1 protein-coding gene and 1 pseudogene are annotated in these 818 nt (G+C 62.2%); both read left to right on the top strand.

What is annotated here, in order from left to right; genetic code table 11:
- Positions 1 to 229 (top strand): annotated as a pseudogene (locus tag EN969_RS33470) (biotin--[acetyl-CoA-carboxylase] ligase); the annotation flags it as partial.
- Between the two features lie 117 nt (positions 230 to 346).
- On the top strand, positions 347 to 818 hold a 472-nt coding region (locus EN969_RS33475), incomplete at its 3' end, for a ribonuclease J (RefSeq protein WP_164758770.1).

Consider the following 818-nt stretch of genomic DNA (forward strand, 5'->3'; position numbering starts at 1 on the left):
ATTGTGGGATGAGGGGCGCGGACTTGCCGCCGTCAGGCGACGGTGGCTTGATCGTGCCGCGGGGCTCGGCGGCGAGGTTGCCGTCAGAATTGACGGTAATGTGGTGCGCGGGGTGTTTGAGACCATTGACGAGGACTGCCGTTTCGTGATCCGCGACGATGAAGGTTCGGTTCGGACGATCGCCGCCGGCGATGTGCATTTCGGCGCGGTCGCTTCGGCCAGGGCATAGGGCCGTTCATGAACGGTTCTAACTGTTTGTTTTTGCGCAACTCCGGTGGGAAAACCGTTACACACTTTTCCCGGAATTGCTTTTGAGCTTGGCCTGAGGGCCAGGAAGGGAAAAATCATGGCGAAAGCGGAAAACGCCGAACTCGTCTTCGTGCCGCTCGGCGGCGTCGGCGAGATCGGCATGAACTTCGCTCTTTACGGCTACGGGCCGCCCAGCGCGCGCGAATGGATCGTCATCGATGTCGGAGTGACCTTCCCCGATGCCAGCCTGCCGGGCGTCGACCTGGTGCTGCCCGACACACGCTTCATCGAGGAGAACCTCGCCAATCTGCGCGGCATCATCATCACGCATGCGCATGAAGACCATTACGGCGCGCTGCTCGACACATGGCCGAAGCTGAAGGCGCCGGTCTGGATGACGCCGTTCAGCGCCGGCCTGCTGGAAGCCAAGCGGCAAGGCGAGCAGGGCGCACCGAAAATACCGGTCACGATCTACCGGGCGGGCGAGAAATTCACCGTCGGCCCCTTCGAGATCGAAGCCATTCCGGTCGCGCACTCGATTCCCGAGCCGATGTCGCTGGCGATCACCT

Source organism: Mesorhizobium sp. M7A.F.Ca.CA.003.01.2.1 (genome assembly GCF_003998945.1).
GTDB classification, from domain to species: domain Bacteria; phylum Pseudomonadota; class Alphaproteobacteria; order Rhizobiales; family Rhizobiaceae; genus Mesorhizobium; species Mesorhizobium ciceri.